The sequence below is a fragment of the Pseudomonas sp. CFII64 genome (assembly GCF_000416235.1).
Taxonomy (GTDB): Bacteria; Pseudomonadota; Gammaproteobacteria; order Pseudomonadales; family Pseudomonadaceae; genus Aquipseudomonas.
On record NZ_ATLO01000025.1, the window covers coordinates 22,601 to 37,262 of the forward strand.

12 protein-coding genes are annotated in these 14,662 nt (G+C 60.1%); 5 read left to right on the forward strand and 7 right to left on the reverse strand.

All coding sequences use genetic code 11. The annotated features are described in order from the left end of the window. Positions 1 to 19: 19 nt before the first annotated feature. From CFII64_RS11110 to CFII64_RS11120, 3 genes are all read right to left on the reverse strand, one after another. Positions 20 to 1,171: a PotD/PotF family extracellular solute-binding protein gene (locus CFII64_RS11110; RefSeq protein ID WP_020290871.1), complete on the reverse strand. Its 1,152-nt coding sequence runs from the start codon at positions 1,169 to 1,171 to the stop codon at positions 20 to 22. 54 nt (positions 1,172 to 1,225) lie between these two features. Continuing rightward, on the reverse strand, positions 1,226 to 2,359 hold the full coding sequence (locus CFII64_RS11115; protein ID WP_020290872.1) for an ABC transporter ATP-binding protein: 1,134 nt from the start codon (positions 2,357 to 2,359) through the stop codon (positions 1,226 to 1,228). Positions 2,360 to 2,656: 297 nt separating this feature from the next. Further along, positions 2,657 to 3,466, reverse strand: a complete 810-nt coding sequence (locus CFII64_RS11120; protein WP_020290873.1) for a helix-turn-helix transcriptional regulator — start codon at positions 3,464 to 3,466, stop codon at positions 2,657 to 2,659. Positions 3,467 to 3,800: 334 nt separating this feature from the next. Between CFII64_RS11120 and CFII64_RS11125 the strand changes: the two genes are divergently transcribed. From CFII64_RS11125 to CFII64_RS11145, 5 genes are all read left to right on the forward strand, one after another. Then, positions 3,801 to 4,097: a hypothetical protein gene (locus tag CFII64_RS11125; RefSeq protein WP_020290874.1), complete on the forward strand. Its 297-nt coding sequence runs from the start codon at positions 3,801 to 3,803 to the stop codon at positions 4,095 to 4,097. 334 nt (positions 4,098 to 4,431) lie between these two features. Then, a complete protein-coding gene (locus tag CFII64_RS11130; RefSeq protein WP_020290875.1) occupies positions 4,432 to 6,237 on the forward strand; it encodes a phenylacyl-CoA dehydrogenase in 1,806 nt (601 codons plus the stop codon). 330 nt (positions 6,238 to 6,567) lie between these two features. Continuing rightward, positions 6,568 to 7,857 (forward strand): diguanylate cyclase, encoded by a 1,290-nt coding sequence (locus CFII64_RS11135; RefSeq protein ID WP_020290876.1) that lies wholly within the window; start codon positions 6,568 to 6,570, stop codon positions 7,855 to 7,857. 216 nt (positions 7,858 to 8,073) lie between these two features. Continuing rightward, positions 8,074 to 9,852 (forward strand): acyl-CoA dehydrogenase C-terminal domain-containing protein, encoded by a 1,779-nt coding sequence (locus CFII64_RS11140; RefSeq protein WP_020290877.1) that lies wholly within the window; start codon positions 8,074 to 8,076, stop codon positions 9,850 to 9,852. Positions 9,853 to 10,213: 361 nt separating this feature from the next. Continuing rightward, positions 10,214 to 10,375, forward strand: a complete 162-nt coding sequence (locus CFII64_RS11145) for a YqaE/Pmp3 family membrane protein (RefSeq protein ID WP_020290879.1) — start codon at positions 10,214 to 10,216, stop codon at positions 10,373 to 10,375. A gap of 229 nt (positions 10,376 to 10,604) precedes the next feature. On the opposite strand, the gene CFII64_RS11150 is transcribed toward CFII64_RS11145, so the two are convergent. The 4 genes from CFII64_RS11150 to pqqC are packed head-to-tail and all read right to left on the reverse strand — an operon-like array spanning position 10,605 to position 14,586. After that, positions 10,605 to 12,434 (reverse strand): S9 family peptidase, encoded by a 1,830-nt coding sequence (locus tag CFII64_RS11150; protein ID WP_020290880.1) that lies wholly within the window; start codon positions 12,432 to 12,434, stop codon positions 10,605 to 10,607. After that, entirely contained in the window at positions 12,400 to 13,587 is a 1,188-nt protein-coding gene (gene pqqE, locus CFII64_RS11155) for a pyrroloquinoline quinone biosynthesis protein PqqE (RefSeq protein WP_044901306.1), read from the reverse strand. Before pqqE ends, CFII64_RS11150 begins: the two co-directional genes overlap by 35 nt. After that, positions 13,559 to 13,834: a pyrroloquinoline quinone biosynthesis peptide chaperone PqqD gene (pqqD, locus tag CFII64_RS11160; RefSeq protein WP_020290882.1), complete on the reverse strand. Its 276-nt coding sequence runs from the start codon at positions 13,832 to 13,834 to the stop codon at positions 13,559 to 13,561. Before pqqD ends, pqqE begins: the two co-directional genes overlap by 29 nt. Further along, entirely contained in the window at positions 13,831 to 14,586 is a 756-nt protein-coding gene (gene pqqC / locus CFII64_RS11165) for a pyrroloquinoline-quinone synthase PqqC (RefSeq protein WP_020290883.1), read from the reverse strand. Before pqqC ends, pqqD begins: the two co-directional genes overlap by 4 nt. Positions 14,587 to 14,662: the final 76 nt, after the last annotated feature.

Genomic DNA, 14,662 nt, shown 5'->3' on the forward strand with positions numbered 1-14,662 from the left:
TGCTGCGCATGGCGAGGGATCAGGCGGATTTGAAACGGGCCATCAATTCGGCGCGCAACGGGCTGGTCAGCGTTGCTGCTGCACCGAACTCCAGCGGGCTCAACTGCTCGGCGGCCGGGTACATGATCGGATCGCTGAGCATCGCCGTGGGCAGCAGGGCATCGACGCGCTTGTCGCCGCTCGGATAACCGTGGCTCAACACTTCGAGCTTGTTGTGCTGCGGATCGAGCAGGTAATTGATGAAGGCATACGCTGCATCACGGTGCTCGGCGCCTTTGGGAATGGCGAAGAAATCGCTCCACAATTCGCCGCCTTCCTTGCCCAGCGCGTATTGCATGGTCGGGATGTCGCGGTGCAACTGCGAGGCATCGCCGGTCCACGACATGGCCAGAACCGCGTCGCCACTGCGCATCGACGGCTGAATGTCGGAGTTGATCGCGAACAGGTGTGGCTTGACCTCGATCAGCAGTTTTTCCGCGTCGGCCAACTCCTTCGGATCAAGGGAGTTGAAGCTGTAGCCAAATGATTTCAGCGCATTGCCGATGGCGGTCAACTGGTAGTCGTGAATCATGGTGCGGCCGCTGCCTTCACCTTGCGCCAGCGCCCAGAACTCTTTCCATGAGGTCGGTTTGGCCTTGAGCTTGGCGCTGTCGTAGGCCATGCCGGTGGTGCCCCAGTTTTTCGGCACGGCGTAGACCTTGCCGTCGACGGTGCCCTGCGCCATGAATTTTTCCTGGAAGGCTTTAGGGTCGAAATTGGGGATGCGCGACAGGTCCAGCGGTTCGATCAAACCCAGTTTCACGTAGGTGCTGATGGTGTAGTTGGTCGGCACCATCACGTCCCAACCGCTGCCGCCGGCCTGCAACTTGGCGAGCATTTCTTCGTTGGAACCGAACACGCTCATGGCCACGCGAGCGCCGGTGGTTTTGGCGAAGGCATCCAGATTGTCCTGGCTGTGGTAATTGGGCCAGGTCGCCAGGCCGAGACGATCACCAATATTCTTTTCCGCCGCGCCTGCGCTGGAATCCCTGGTGCCCATCAACAAGCCAGGCATGTTGGTGGCGACCACGGCGGCGGCGACGCCCAGACCGGTGCGCCCGAGAAATTCGCGACGACTGATCGAGCCGTTCTGCCAGCTGCGCATCGTCTTGATAAAAGTCTTCTGGTCCATGGCAATCTCCCGGTCTGAGGTATGTTCGAAAGTGAGTAGCGGTGTGTGATGCGGCTACAAAGCCATGGCCAGGCCGCTGGCGTTATCCCAGCCGACGCGCACTGCGGCGCCGTGTTCAAAACCGCCGAAATCGGTGCCCGGACCGGCTTGACCCAGATGGCGCGGCACCCGCACGCAGACGATGCCGAACGGCTCGGTGCGCACCCGGTATTCAGTAAGGTTGCCCAGATAAATCCGGTCCTCGACGCAGCCGTTCAGCGTCACGTCGCGGGCCAGCAGACCGTTAGGCGCGGCAATGCTGATCAGTTCCGGTCGCACCGCGATGCAGCCCGGTGTGTTGGCGCTCAGCGCCAGGCCGGTCGGGGTTTGCGGACTGGTCAGTTCGAGGCCCTGATCGGTGCGCAAGACCACCGAGTTGCCAGTCAAATGCCGGACTGTGCCGTTGAACAGATTGGATTCGCCGATGAAGTCCGCCACGTAACGATTGGCCGGCGCTTCGTAGAGTTGTTCCGGGGTCGCGGTCTGGATGATCGAGCCGCTGTGCATCACGCTGATGCTGTCGCTCATGGACAGCGCTTCTTCCTGGTCGTGAGTCACCAACACAAAGGTAATCCCCACTTCCCGCTGCAAGCGCAGCAGCTCCGACTGCATTTCCTTGCGCAGCTTGCGATCCAGCGCGGCCAGCGGTTCGTCCAGCAGCAACACTGTGGGCTTGTTGACCAACGCGCGGGCCAGCGCCACCCGCTGTTGCTGGCCGCCGGACAACTCGCTGGGCTTGCGATGCCCGAGGCCATTGAGGCGCACCATCTCCAGGGCTTCATCCGCCAGACGACGTTGCTCTTTCTTGTCCGGGCGTGGGTTTCTGTAGCGCAGGCCGTAGGCAATGTTCTCGGCGACGGTCATGTGCGGGAACAACGCGTAATGCTGGAACACCATGTTCACCGGACGCTGAAAAGCCGGCACGCCCGCAACGTTCTTGCCCGCCAGCAACACTTCGCCGGAACTGGGCTGATCGAAACCGGCAATCATCCGCAACGTGGTGGTCTTGCCGCAGCCGGAGCCGCCCAGAAACGAATGAAAGGTACCGCGCCGCACCTGAAAACTCAGGTCGTTGACGGCTTTCAGATTGCCGTAGAGCTTTTCTACGTGGCGGAACTCGATATCGTTGGCGTGGCTGTTGTCACTCATCGTCGGCGCTCGCGTGATTTCCAGTGCATCGGTCTCTGCAATGGCGATCAAACTAGCAACCGGGGTTTTGCACTGTATATATCCCTTGGGGGATAGAGGCGCCGGGATTTAAATTCGACGCGAGACCAACACCGGATCCGTAGGACCGGCTTTAGCCGGGAGGGCGCAAGGGCTGACGACGGATCTGCTGCGGATGTATCGGACTCCTCCCGGCTAAAGCCGGTCCTACGGGGTGTTAGCCAATCCTACGGGAAGTTAGCCAGTCCTATGGGGCGGTGTTCCGTAGTTACAGGCGTACTACCCCGTCGCCGCCATCTCCGGCCCGGCCAGCTCGCGAATGAACAGCCCAAGCAGCTCCGACTGGCTGCAGATACCCAGCTTGGCGTAGATATTCTTGCGGTGGATTTTCACGGTGCCGGGGCTGATCGACAGTTGCTCGGCCACCGAGGCGCTGGAGTGGCCGCGCAGCAGCAGGCGGACGATTTCCTGTTCGCGACCGGTCAGGATATGCGCGCCGAAATGATCGAATGCGGCGTGGATCTTGAAGTCCAGATCCTGCGCCGGACGCGGCTTGTCGGCATGGAACTGGCTCCACGCCTCGCCGATGATTTGCTCGACGATGGGTTGCGCACAGTCCATCAACTGCAATTCGTCACGGCTGAAAGCGCAGCTGGACGTGGCGCGCATCAGCGACAACACCGCCGTGGTGTCGTCGCCCAGGTCGACAAAAAACGCCACTTCTTCGGCCAGACCGGTCTGCTGGTAATACGCCAGGTAATACTCGCTCAGGTAGAAGTGGTCGGGCGCGAACTGCCGCAAGCGCCACAGGCCGGGCGGTTGGCGGCGAGTGCAGGCCAGATAGAACGGGTCGAGCAGGTAAGGCCCGCATTGGTAGTCATCGACATAGATCTTGCGCTTGTCAGGCGTGAAGGTATCGAACAAAGCCAGCGGCCGGTGATTGCCCTGATACACGAACAGCACGAAATGGTCGACCGGGCATATGTGCTTCAGCCATTGGCTCAAGCCACTCAGCCGCGCAGCCCCCATCGGCAGATCGAGGAGGTGGGCGATGCCGGTGGTCCAGTGTTTGAGTTCCTTTGGGCGCATGGGAGGTCTTGGGTCGGCCGAATCCACTGAAGGAGGTTGAGGAAATAATGCAGGATGTGCGCCACTGCACACATTTTGACCATCGTCGCCACGGGCGCCTGCGTAGACTAGGTATAGCCTGATTCGAGCGCGCTGCGTGGTGCACCGTTTTCAGGCGAATGAGCACCGGGCTGTCACTCTCTGCCACGCTTGGTAACATTTGCGCGCTTGAGTTGGAGCATGCCAAGACTCAGTCTATGAGGCGGCGAAGTGCCATTAGTCTGATTGTCAGGCTATTTGCCAGCTTTACTGCTTCAATAGCAGGTGTTCGTTATCAGAACAGGAGGATCGACACATGCAAATCACCATGAACAACACGTTGTATCCAGGCCTCAGCGCGATGCAGGTCGGGCAATCTCGTGTCGATCAAGCGGCCACTCAGATCGCCAGCAGCAATATCGAAGTCTCCGGCAGAAGCCAGTCTTCGGATTTCCAGCTGGAAAATCTGCGTTCCGTCGATCGTTCCCAGCGCAGCGAGCTGCCTGCCAACATCGTCGAGCTTGAGTCCGCCAAGTCCCAGTTTCAAGCGGGCGCAGCGGTGCAAAAAGCCAGCGACGAAGCCCTTGGTACCCTGATCGATACTTACGCCTGATCGACCCTTCTCGCCGTGCAATCGTGCACGGCGCTGCGTGCTGAATCCCCTGTCATCACGCGCACCTATCTTGTCTGTTGCACCCACTCGCCCAACTAGACTCAAACCATCGACGGATGCTTCATCCTTCGCTGCATGCCTTTGCCTGCAAGGTGTGTAGCCAGGTCGACGATGAACGGCGCGTTACGCATGCTTGACAAGCTCCAGGCGTAAACGTATGTTTCAAACACCTGTTTGACCGCTAGGCATCCGAGTTTGTCCGGTGGTTGGGGAACCTTCCCGCAGCGACCGATCGGTCATACATTCCAGGATTCAACAGCAGAGGTTTATCGCTATGCCTGACTACAAGGCCCCCTTGCGTGATATTCGCTTCGTTCGTGACGAACTGCTCGGCTACGAAGCGCACTATCAAAGTCTGCCGGCTTGCCAGGACGCTACTCCCGACATGGTTGACGCCATTCTTGAAGAAGGCGCCAAGTTTTGTGAGCAGGTTCTGGCGCCGCTGAATCGTGTCGGTGATACCGAAGGCTGCACCTGGAGTGAATCGGGCGTGAAAACGCCGACCGGTTTCAAGGAAGCCTACAAGCAGTTCGTCGAAGGCGGCTGGCCAAGCCTGGCCCATGACATCGAGCATGGCGGCCAGGGTTTGCCTGAGTCCCTCGGTCTTGCGGTCAGCGAAATGGTCGGCGAAGCCAACTGGTCGTGGGGCATGTACCCCGGCCTGTCTCATGGCGCGATGAACACCATTTCCGAGCACGGCACCGAAGAGCAGCGTCACGCTTACCTGACCAAGCTGGTGTCCGGTGAATGGACCGGCACCATGTGCCTGACCGAACCGCATTGCGGCACCGACCTGGGCATGCTGCGCACCAAGGCCGAGCCTCAGGCTGATGGCTCGTACCGTGTCAGCGGCACCAAGATCTTCATTTCTGCCGGCGAACACGACATGGCCGACAACATCGTCCACATCGTGCTGGCCCGCCTGCCGGACGCGCCGGCTGGCACCAAAGGTATTTCGCTGTTCATCGTGCCCAAGTTCATGCCCAACGCTGACGGCAGCATTGGCGAACGCAACGCTGTGACCTGCGGTTCCCTGGAACACAAGATGGGTATCCACGGCAACGCGACCTGCGTGATGAACTTCGACGCGGCCACCGGTTTCCTGATCGGCCCGGCGAACAAAGGCCTGAACTGCATGTTCACCTTCATGAACACCGCGCGTCTGGGCACTGCATTGCAAGGTCTGGCCCACGCCGAGATCGGCTTCCAGGGCGGCCTGAAATACGCTCGCGATCGCCTGCAAATGCGCTCGTTGACCGGCCCGAAAGCGCCTGAAAAAGCCGCTGACCCGATCATCGTTCACCCTGACGTGCGCCGCATGCTGTTGACCATGAAGGCCTTCGCCGAAGGCAACCGCGCGATGGTGTACTTCACCGCCAAACTGGTGGACATCGTCAAGTACGGGCAGGACGAAGAAGCCAAGAAGCAAGCCGACGCACTGCTGGCGTTCATGACGCCGATTGCCAAAGCGTTCATGACTGAAGTGGGCTTCGAGTCCGCCAACCACGGCGTGCAAATCTACGGCGGCCACGGCTTCATCGCCGAGTGGGGCATGGAGCAGAACGTTCGCGACAGCCGCATTTCCATGCTGTACGAAGGCACGACCGGCATCCAGGCGCTGGACCTGCTGGGCCGCAAAGTGTTGATGACCCAAGGCGAGGCCCTTAAAGGCTTCACCAAAATCGTCCACAAGTTCTGCCAGAACAACGAAGGCGTCGAAGCCGTTCAGGAATTCGTCACCCCGTTGGCTGCATTGAACAAAGAGTGGGGCGAGCTGACCATGAAAGTCGGCATGGCGGCCATGAAGGATCGCGAAGAAGTCGGTGCCGCCTCGGTGGATTACCTGATGTATTCCGGTTACGCCTGCCTGGCTTACTTCTGGGCTGACATGGCGCGCATCGCTGCCGAAAAACTGGCTGCGGGCACTACCGAAGAAGCCTTCTACACCGCCAAGCTGCAGACGGCGCGCTTCTACTTCCAGCGCATCCTGCCGCGTACCCGCACTCACGTGGCAACCATGCTGTCGGGCGCTGCCAACCTGATGGACATGAAAGAAGAAGACTTCGGCCTGGCTTACTAAGCCCCCGCCGGCTTCACCCAAAGCCGCTTCCTCCGTTCGGGGGAAGCGGCTTTTTTTGTGGCCGCTATCGGTAGGAGGGGACTTGTCCCCGATGACGTCAGCTTGACCAGCATCATTGATGGCTGACCCAACTCGGTGTCTGTGCAGCCGTCTTCCCGGACAAGTCCGGTCCTACCGAACCATACGCAACCCCTCCTACGGTTTGAACAGGTAGCGTTCATCAACCTTTCCCATCTCCTGCCGTTAAAGAAAGTAGCCTGCCATAGGGTGCTGAGGGCACAATGCCATCAACTGAGATCTTTGCTCGATGCCGGGCAGGAGACATTCACTTTGCTGCGTCCGTCATCTGCACGTTTGAGCCATTTTCTGCCATCGCTGGTTTTGCTGCTTGCAGGACTTGCGGCCGCGTATGTGAAGGATTTGAACGTATTTTTCACTTCCCTTTTTAACGTTTTGCCGACGCTGGTGCTGTTGCTCGGCGGCGCGTATTGCGGGGTCTATCGGCGCCAGCGTGAGCTGTTTCTGATGATCACCGTCTACATTGCCTACTTTCTGCTCGATACCCAGACCGATTATTTCCGCGACTTCGGCAAGGTTCGCGACGACGCCGCGGTGGTCTTTCATCTGGTGTGCCTGTTGCTGCCGTTGTTGTTCGGGGTCTTCGCCGCCTGGGAAGAACGCACGCATCTTGTTCAGGACATGATTGCCCGGCTCGCGGTGCTGGTCGCCGTGGGCGCCATTGCGCTAGGCCTCGAACAAAGCTATCCGGAAGCTTTGCGCCTGTGGCTCGCCGAGATCCGTTGGCCCGCGCTGCATGGCGCGTGGATGAGCCTGATCCAGCTTTCTTACTTGATGTTCCTGATCGCTTTCAGCCTGTTGGTCGTGCAGTACGTGCGCAAACCGAGGCCGCTGCATGCCGCCCAGCTGGTCGGATTGGTCGGGCTGTTCTGGGCGTTGCCGAAAACCTTCATTCTGCCGTTTACCCTGAACATCCTGTGCAGCCAGGTGATGTTGATGATCGCGGCGGCGGTTGCTCACGAGGCCTATCAAATGGCCTTTCGCGACGAACTCACCGGCCTGCCGGGGCGCCGTGCGCTCAATGAGCGTATGCAACGCCTGGGTCGCAACTATGTGCTGGCGATGGGCGATGTGGATCACTTCAAGAAATTCAATGACACCCACGGCCACGACGTAGGCGATCAGGTGCTGCGACTGGTGGCCAGCAAGCTGTCGAAAATCACCAGCGGCGGCGGCAAGGCTTATCGTTATGGCGGCGAAGAATTCGCCATCGTGTTTGCCGCCAAGACCCTGGAAGAATGCCTGCCGCATCTGGAAGTGATCCGCGAGTCCATCGCCAACTACGACATTCTGCTGCGCAACAATGACAACCGACCGCAGGACGATCATCAAGGCCGTCAGCGCCGGGGTGCCGCCCAGGCTTCCAGCGTGTCGGTGACCATCAGCATTGGCGTCGCCGAACGTCAGCCGGAGCACCGCACGCCTGAAGAAGTGCTCAAGGTCGCCGACCAGGCGCTGTACGCCGCCAAAGGCGCGGGCCGCAACTGCGTCATGTCCAACGGCAACGTCAACAAACGTGGCGCGGTCCGCATGGCGGGCTGACTGCGAGGTGCTCCCAAAGCACGGCAATGTTGCGAACGCCGTGTTTTTTTTCGCCCACAGCTGATCTGTGACTAAAGTATGGTGGATAGTCACGATTTGACCCTATGTGTCGCTCCCGGTGTTCAGTTACACTTCAGCCCAATCGATACCGAGGTCCGCACAGCGTCTGCGGATCACTCTTTCAGGCGCACTGCTCCTGTTCTTGCGAGGTTTGCCATGGCTGACTACAAAGCTCCGCTGCGCGATATGCGTTTCGTCCTCAACGAAGTCTTCAACGTTTCCCAACTCTGGGCACAGCTCCCGGCGCTGGCCGAAACGGTCGACGCCGAAACCGTCGAAGCGATTCTCGAAGAAGCTGGCAAAGTCATCAGCAAGAGCATTGCGCCGCTGAGCCGCAATGGCGATGAAGAAGGCTGCCACTGGAAAGACACCGTGGTCACCACGCCAGCCGGCTTCGTGCAGGCCTATCAAACCTATGCCGAAGGTGGTTGGGTCGGCGTTGGCGGTAACCCGGAATTCGGTGGCATGGGCATGCCCAAGGCGGTCTCGGCTCAGGTCGAGGAAATGCTCAACTCCGCGACCCTGGCATTCGGCCTGTATCCGATGCTGACCTCCGGTGCCTGCGTGTCGATCAACGCCCACGCTACTGAAGAACTCAAGGCCACTTACCTGCCCAACATGTACGCGGGCATCTGGTGTGGCTCGATGTGCCTGACCGAGGCTCACGCCGGCACTGACCTGGGCATCATCCGCACCAAGGCCGAACCGCAAGGCGATGGTTCCTACAAGGTAACCGGCAGCAAAATTTTTATTACCGGCGGCGAACACGACCTCACCGAAAACATCATTCATCTGGTGCTGGCCAAGCTTCCGGACGCACCTGCTGGCCCGAAAGGCATCTCGCTGTTTCTGGTGCCCAAATTCATGGTCAATGCCGATGGCAGCCTGGGCGCGCGCAACACCGTGGCCTGCGGTTCCATCGAACACAAGATGGGGATTCAGGCGTCCGCGACCTGCGTGATGAACTTCGACGAGGCGGTCAGCTATCTGATCGGCGAACCGAACAAAGGCCTGGCGGCGATGTTCACCATGATGAACTACGAGCGTCTTGGCGTTGGCATCCAGGGCCTGGCGTCCGGCGAGCGCTCGTATCAGAACGCTGTCGACTACGCCCGTGATCGCCTGCAAAGCCGTTCGCCGACTGGCGCGCAGCACAAAGACAAGATCGCCGACCCGATCATCGTCCATCCCGACGTGCGTCGCATGTTGTTGACCATGAAAGCAAGCAACGAAGGCGGCCGCGCGTTCTCGACTTACGTCGCCATGCAGCTGGACATCGCCAAGTTCAGCGAAGACGACGCTGCCCGCCAGCGCGCCGACGATCTGGTCGCCCTGCTGACGCCTGTCGCCAAAGCCTTCCTCACCGATCTTGGCCTGGAAACCACGGTTCACGGCCAGCAGGTTTTCGGCGGCCATGGCTATATTCGCGAGTGGGGCCAGGAGCAACTGGTGCGCGACGTGCGTATCACGCAAATCTACGAAGGCACCAACGGCATTCAGGCCCTGGACCTGATGGGGCGCAAGATCGTCGCCAACGGCGGCGCGTATTACCAAACATTCGCCGATGAAATCCGCCAGTTCATCGCCAGCTCTGACGCTGGTCAGGCGGAATTCACTCAACCGTTAAGCGCTGCGCTGGATACGCTGGATGAATTGACGCATTGGGTTGTGGATCGCGCGCGTACCAACGCCAACGAAATCGGCGCGGCCTCGGTGGAGTATCTGCATGTATTTGGTTACACCGCCTATGCCTACATGTGGGCGATGATGGCCAAGGCCGCATTGGGCAAAGAAGCTCAGGACGACTTCTACGCCAGCAAACTGGGCACCGCACGCTTCTATTTCGCGCGTTTGCTGCCACGTATTCATTCACTGAGCGCGTCGGTCAAAGCGGGCAGTGAAACACTGTTCCTGTTGGAGGCGTCGCAATTCTGACGCGGACTACAACGTGTAAGCATTTGCTTACATGTCTTGGTGCTGATTGGCCATATCGCGTAACTGGATCCAAAGTTAATCTAAATCCATGGACGTAGCGCAGGAAGCGCACCAAGACATAACAGGGACACGTAGGGAAGCCTGCCAGGATGGTGGGAAGAAATGGATGTCAGGGAAACAGTCTGTACAGCCCCGCTTCGGCGGGGTTTTCTTTGCCTGCGATTTGATGATGTGGTGAAGCGCCGGGCGCACTGGTCACATGCAGTAATGGCTCGTAGCCAGATGTTAGGGAACCTCCGCCGTTGGTCGCAGGTCGATTAGCTGTGTGGCTTATGAGAGCCGCTTTACCTGGAGCTACACCATGGACATCATTCGCATCATCTTCGCCATCCTGCTGCCACCTGTCGGTGTGTTCATGCAAGTCGGTTTCGCTGGCGCCTTCTGGCTGAACATCCTGCTGACCCTGCTGGGTTACTTCCCGGGCATTATTCACGCGGTCTACATCATCGCCAGTCGTAAGTAACATCGCCTGTACCGGGTTGTGTACGGCTCGGTAGGACCGGACTTGTCCGGGAGAGGTCCCCAAGCGACACACCTGTCGACTGGGAGCACGATTTGATTTCGCTGTGTTGTTGATACCACGCTGTCGGTAGCAAGCATGGGATCCGTAGGACCGGCTTCAGCCGGGAGGACGCCGGCAAATCAGCGAATGTTCATCGTCAGAAATGCCGCGCTCCCGGCTGAAGCCGGTCCTACAGGCGCCCGTCGATGACCCGCCGATAAAACGCCCATTCCTTTTCCAATGCATCCGCCTGGTTGACGGCCTGGCGGAAGCCGTGGCGTTCGTTCGGGTAGAAGTGGGCTTCGGCGGGGATGCCGTTGTCCTGCAGGGCTTTGAGCATGGCGCGGGTTTGTTCCGGGACGACCACGGCGTCGAGCTCGCCCTGGAAGAAAATCACCGGCACATGGATCTGGTCGGCATGCAGCAGTGGCGTTCTGGCGCGGTAACGTTCGGTGTCCGTTTGCGGATCGCCAATCAACCAGTCCAGGTAATCGCTTTCGAACTTATGCGTCGCCTGGCCCAGCGCCACCGGGTCGCTGACGCCATACAGGCTCGCGCCCGCCCGGAACACATCCTGGAAGGCCAGGGCGCACAGCGTCGTGTAGCCGCCCGCGCTGCCGCCGCGAATGAACGCCTGATCCGGGTTGATCAGCCCGCGCTCGGCCAAGTGCGCCACCACGGCGCAGGCGTCTTCGACATCCACCACGCCCCAGTTCAGGTACAGGCTTTGTCGATAGGCACGGCCATAACCGGTGCTGCCGCGATAATTCAGGTCGGCCACGGCGAAGCCGCGCTGGCTCCAGTATTGAATGCGCGGATCAAGCACCGGGTAGCAGGCGGACGTCGGGCCTCCGTGGATGAACACCACCAAAGGCGGCTTTGGCGCGCCGTTCATGGCCGGATAGAAATAACCATGCGCTTCAGCGTCACCGCTGGGATAACGCAAGGATTGCGGGCGGCTGATGCGTTCTGCGGGTAGCAAGGCAACGCCGCCGGCCAGCACCTGAATGCTGTGGTCGTCACGACGGATCGCCAGCACAGCGGAAGGGCTGACCGCCGACGCCGCGATGCAATACACGTATTGATCGTCGAAGGCCAGGCTACGAAAACGGCTGTACGCACCGCTGAAGTCTTCCAGTGATCCGTCAGCCGCACGCAGGCCCAACACACCGAAACCATCTTCGGACCAGCTGGCCAGATAGCCGCCATTGCCCAGCGGCAGCCAGGTGCAGCCACCCAATTGCCAAGGCGCAGGCGAGTGATCGGCTGCGGCGGCCGGCAAGGCTTCAAGACCTTCAGCGGTTTCCACCCACGGCTGCCAGAAACCGCCGCGATCCGTCAGGCAATACAGCCGACCTTGTAGGTCAAAGCGCGGTTGTTGCAGGGATTCTTCCTGGGCATAGCCCGCGACACAGCGCGGCTTCGACCAGCCGTCGTTAAGGCGATCCGCACACATCAGCGAGGTCGACGTCCACGGCTGATGCGGGCGCTGCCATTCGATCCAGGCCAGTCGTTGCCCATCGAGGCTCAAGGTTGGTGCGGCGTAGAAGTCGGCACCTTCGGCCAGCAGCTGACGCGTGCCGTCGGCGATGTCGATGGCGACCAGTCGATGCGTGGCGCGATCCTCTTCGACCGCCAGAATCTGCCCGCAGGCAAAGCGGACGTCGCCATAGCGTTTGTCGTCGAAGGTCAGTTGCTGCGGGGCGCCGCCGGTCAAAAGCTGGCGGTACAGCTGCTGATCGCTTTCGTTGACGAAGACCAGCGCGTCATCGGCAAGGCAGAACGAGCCGCCGCCATATTCGTAAACCCGGCTGCGCACGCTGAAGCCGTCAGGCGTCAGGCAAGTGGTGTGGCCTGCGAACCAGCGCCAGATACGACTGGCGGCGTCCTGCGGTCGGTATTCACTCCAGAACAACCCCGCCGCGCTGACTTCCAGCTCGGCGAAGTCGATCCCGGCAGCCACCGCGTCGTCGGCACTGAGGGCGTCAGGATTTGGCGATAAGGCGAGAGTTTCGGTCATTGCGGAAGGCCAACTGCTCAATGGTCTTCGTAGCATACTCGGCTTCTTCACGGGCTTTAAGAATCATTCCGTGGTTCGGCGACTTGCTGCACACGGGGTCGGTATTGGCCGCATCGCCGGTCAGCATGAACGCCTGGCAGCGACAACCGCCGAAGTCCTTTTCTTTCTCGTCGCACGAGCGGCATGGCTCGGGCATCCAGTCGTAACCGCGAAACACGTTGAAGCCAAAGGACTCGTACCAGATGTGCTGCATGCTGTGGTCGCGCACGTTGGGGAATTTCACCGGCATCTGCCGCGCGCCGTGGCAGGGCAGGGCCGTGCCGTCCGGGGTGACGGTGAGGAAGATGCTGCCCCAGCCGTTCATGCAGGCTTTGGGGCGTTCTTCGTAGTAATCCGGGGTGACGAAGATCAGCTTGCACGGGTGATTTTCCGCTGCCAGCTTGTCGCGGTATTCATTGGTGACGCGTTCGGCGCGCACCAGCTGGTCTTTGGTCGGCAGCAAACCTTCACGGTTCAAGTGCGCCCAGCCGTAGAACTGACAGGTCGCCAGCTCGACGAAATCCGCTTCCAGGGCGATGCACAGCTCGATGATCTTGTCGATCTTGTCGATGTTGTGCCGATGGGTGACGAAATTCAGCACCATCGGATAGCCATGCTTTTTCACGGCGCGAGCCATTTCGAGCTTTTGCGCGAAGGCTTTTTTCGAGCCGGCAAGCATGTTGTTCACTTGCTCGTCGCTGGCCTGAAAACTGATCTGGATGTGATCGAGCCCGGCTTTCTTGAAATCGATGATTTTCTGTTCAGTCAGGCCGATGCCGGAAGTGATCAGGTTGGTGTAGTAACCCAACCGGCGCGCTTCGGCGATCAGCTCGGCCAGGTCCTGGCGCACCAGCGGTTCGCCGCCGGAAAAACCGATCTGCGCCGCGCCCATCTGCCGCGCTTCGGCCATCACCTTGAACCACTGTTCGGTGGTCAATTCCTGGCCCTGTTTGGCAAAGTCCAGCGGGTTGGAGCAATACGGGCATTGCAGCGGGCAGCGATAGGTCAGCTCGGCCAGCAGCCACAACGGCAAACCGATTTCAGGTTTGGGCGGCATTGCCAGAGTCGATGCGCTGAGCGCCGAATCAGGCAAGTTCGATCCAGTGTTCGCCACGGGCGACCTCCATGAATTGCTCGACATCGGTGCCGAGCTCGGGAAAGCCTGGGAACTGCTGATCCAGCGCATCAATGATCGCCGAAACGCTGCGTTCGCCATCGATCAGGCCGCCGATGGCGCTGGCACTTTCATTGAGCTTGATCATGCCTTCCGGATACAGCAGCACATGGCCATTTTGCGCGGGCTCGAACTGGAAACGATAGCCCTGACGCCAGCGCGGGACTTGTTCTCGATCAAAACTCATAGGGCGATTCCCTTATGCCAGACCCGTTGGTCGGTCACGCTGTGATAAGGCGGGCGGTTCAGCTCGTAGGCCATGCTCATGGCGTCCAGCATGCTCCACAAAATGTCGAGTTTGAACTGCAGGATTTCCAGCATGCGCTGCTGGCCTTCGTAGGTCGTGTAATGCTTGAGCGTGATCGCCAGGCCGTGTTCCACGTCCCGGCGCGCCTGGCCCAGGCGGGTACGGAAATATTCGTAACCGGTCGGGTCGATCCACGGGTAATGCTGCGGCCAGCTGTCCAGGCGCGACTGGTGGATCTGCGGCGCGAACAGTTCGGTCAGCGAGCTGCTCGCCGCTTCCTGCCAGTTGGCCCGGCGCGCAAAGTTCACGTAGGCGTCCACGGCGAAACGCACGCCGGGCAGCACCAGTTCCTGGGAGCGCAGCTGGTCCGGGTCCAGGCCGACAGCCTGTCCCAGACGCAGCCAGGCTTCGATGCCGCCGTCTTCACCGGGCGCGCCGTCGTGATCCAGCAAACGCTGAATCCACTCGCGACGAATCTCGCGGTCCGGGCAATTGGCCAGAATCGCGGCGTCCTTGAGCGGGATGTTCACCTGATAGTAGAAGCGGTTGGCGACCCACCCCTGAATCTGCTCACGGGTCGCCCGGCCTTCGTACATCGCCACGTGGAACGGGTGATAAATGTGGTAATACGCGCCCTTGGCGCGCAGGGCCTGCTCGAATTCAGCGGGGGACAGCGGCGTTGCTTCGCTCATTTGGGCTCCCGTTAATCATCAGAATGGAATGAACGTTCCGTAGGAGCGGCTTTAGCCGCGAAGGGGCCGGTACATT